Annotated in this window: 2 protein-coding genes and 1 pseudogene; all 3 read right to left on the minus strand. The window is 54.7% G+C overall.

What is annotated here, in order from left to right; translation table 11 throughout:
* Positions 1-801 (minus strand): annotated as a pseudogene (locus ABX962_RS33630) (DUF4332 domain-containing protein); the annotation flags it as partial.
* Between the two features lie 129 nt (positions 802-930).
* A complete protein-coding gene (locus ABX962_RS33635; protein ID WP_040764695.1) occupies positions 931-1,656 on the minus strand; it encodes a hypothetical protein in 726 nt (241 codons plus the stop codon).
* Positions 1,657-1,965: 309 nt separating this feature from the next.
* Complete coding sequence (locus ABX962_RS33640) at positions 1,966-2,964, minus strand: mechanosensitive ion channel family protein (RefSeq protein WP_372726047.1); 999 nt, start codon at positions 2,962-2,964, stop codon at positions 1,966-1,968.
* Between the last annotated feature and the right edge of the window lie 182 nt (positions 2,965-3,146).

A 3,146-nucleotide genomic window follows, 5' to 3' on the forward strand; every position in this document is an offset into this window, starting at 1 on the left:
CCATTTTGACTCGATGCGGTTGGCCCAAAGTCGAAACGGTGTTTTGATCGTCGCCGCAACGAAAGGCTGCCACAGTGAAAACGTGGGGAGCGAGTCACCGCGGATATGTTCGGCTTCGCTCGCGATGCGTTCCAGCACACATGCCCATCCGGTGACGGTCAAACCCACCAATTCGGCCAATGCGGCGCGCGAGAGCGAATCAAACGCGGCCGCTCGATTGTCGACACTCTTTTGTAAATCGTAATGCTGAATCAGCACGTCATACTTTTGATTCGCAAAGCGAGCGCCATGCAGGATCGCTTCGCCGAGCCAGCCTGGATTCTCGGCGAGCTGAAATACGACCTGCAAGTCGCTGCGTTTCCAATCCTCGAAAATGCTTCGATACGACGCTTGAACACTCCATTCGATCGGCTGGTGCAGCACACGTTCACGCTCACCATGGGCGGTGTGCAGCGGCTGCAGTGGATCGGTGAAGTAGTGGCTTAGCACGCCCGCCGCATGTGCCGCGTCGGTCCAACGATCGGTCCGCAAGTATTTCATCAAGCGGTCATACCACTGGTGAGCCACGCGTGGAGCGCCCCCCCAATATCCTTCGCTGACGTGGACCACGTGATTTTGATAATCACGAAAACGGTAATCGGGATCCGTTGCTCCGCGAAGATAGTGATCATGGTAGCGCAGCAGCAACTGGGTCAAACGCTTACCGCTGTCGCTTGCCACCAGGGGCAATGCATCGATCGCGAAAAAATGATGCGTATTGCGACAATGAATGGCTCGCAACAGCGAGAGCAGTGGTTTCATGATTCGGCAAACCTTCGTGGAACCAAACGCAGTCCAAAGTTGCTGCAAGAAGGTAACGCAGTTTGCCGATTTTACGCAGGCGGTGGCAAGATGAATCGGATCAAAATCTTGTGCAACCTAGCTGAAACCCTAACGCGGCTTCGAACGAATGATGTCACGGGTATTCCAAACCAAACGCATCACTTGTTCGGGACGCGGATCGGGGGCGACACAGGTGAAATAGTCGGCATCGATACCGAGCAAGCGACGGCGACGATCCGAGATGCCGGGGTCCACATCAAGAAAGCTATCGGCCATCTCAAAATCGCGATCCCACAGCACCGCATCGGTCAACCGTTCGATCAACGTTTCCCAACGTGGCAGATCATCCGAGGTGACCGCAGGCAAAGCGGATGGATCACACGCCAAGTCGGCTTCGCTGTGAAAATCTTCGCCTGGCTCTGCGGCTCGGAACAACGACTGGTACGCCGACAGCACCAAACTTCGCCACGGAGCGATATCAGTCACTCGTTCGTTCTGAGCATTTTCGCTGTACAAATCAATTTCGATTGCCACTTGATCACGTACTTCGACATAGATCGCTGCAATCGCGGCTTCGGTCGCAGCGGACAACGCCATTACCGACTCGGTATCGGTTAACAGATAGCGAGCGATATCATGTAACAAACCGATTCGTTGAGAAGCCGTTAGCGAATCGTACACTGCGATCCCGGTTTGGCATTCCGGCGCCATCGATGATTCATCCTCGTCATCGAAATGCAACAAGATGGCATCGATCATCGTGTCGATGGCCAGACTGACCAACGTTGCTTCGCTACCTCTTAACGTTCGATCTCCCCGGCTTGAGTGCCACATGCTCCGTCTTGCTCCTTCGTCCCTGTTCATCACGATGTTGATCGCTATCGATCCATGTCAGCCTCGCGATCGACGCGAACCTTGATACGGAAAAACAAGAGTGTGATGAACGCTGATGTGTACTACTGAAAAGTGGGCGTCATCATAATCGCTGGAGCGGTGGCCATGGTTGTCGATTTGGAAATTTTATTGCAAAGCGATTTAAGTCGTTTGCTGGCCAAAACCTAGAGCGTTTGATGACCGAGCGGTGGCCCCATGGCCCGTCCTGATCTTCATTGGTAGCGCTCCGCTACAAAGAAAACGAGGGATTTACGAGGCGCGAGGCATCGCGTGGCCGTCAACGGCACGTCGCAGCGGACGAACACGTGGACGCTGGAACACCGCTTCGTCGGCCCCGTCCCCGCGGCTCAGGTGAACATCCAATTGAGGAAACGGGATGCTGATCTCGTTGGCATCAAGATGGCGTTTGACTTCCACGGTCAACGCTTCCTTCAAACGAAAAAATTCCTTCGATGGCACCCACATCCGGACCAGCCAATCGACCGAGCTCGCCCCCAGATTACTCATAATGACGGCATGGCCCCGCGATTCGCCTGGAATGATCTCGCTTTCAAATTTCATCACCGCCGCAGTCAATGCGGCACGCGTGGCATCAATGTCAGCGGCATAAGCGACCCCCACCGGGACCTCGACGCGGCGATGAGCATGGTGGCTGATATTTTCAATGGTTCCGCCCGAGATCGAACTGTTGGGAACCACGATCCGGCGGTTGTCAGGAGTATCAAGCGTCGTGGTGAACAAATCAATTTCATTGACCTTCCCCATCACCCCGGCGGCGTTCACAACATCGCCCACCTTGAACGGACGAAAGACCAACATCAATACACCCGAAGCAAAATTGCTGAGCGTGCCTTGAAACGCCAAACCGATCGCAAAGCCAGCGGCGGCGAGCATCGCGGCCAATCCGCCCAGCGGAGCGCCCATCTTCGACAGCACCGCCCCGACCACGCCGAACATGGTGCAGTAAAAGACGATCCTGCCAACAAAAATCCCCAGTGTTTCGTCGACGCGGCGACGCACCGGTTTGCTGATGATCCGCGACAGATAGCTGGCGACTAGATAACCGAGAAAGATGACGGCCAGACCGATCGCAGCCAAAAACAATTGGGGTACCAGATACAACGTGATGTATTCCATCACTCCGGATACGTCACCATTGGTCACATCGCCGATGAAGTCTTCGGTCGCTTCGGTAAAGGACACGCGTGGCTCGCCTTTGCCCGTGTCCGTCACAACAGACTCGATCAACTTGGCGTCTTTGACTAAACCGTTTTCCACAACGAAATCCCTTCCTAAAAATCCCAATCAAGAGACATCCTCGAACGAGGGCACTCTCGGCCGCTGCTGACGGCCCATTGGTGTAGGTATAGAAAAAGACACCATCGCAAGTAAAGACGAACCCCAATGCGAGTGAAACAGCCAGCATGGGG

This window comes from Novipirellula sp., from assembly GCF_041583735.1.
Taxonomy (GTDB): domain Bacteria; phylum Planctomycetota; class Planctomycetia; order Pirellulales; family Pirellulaceae; genus Novipirellula.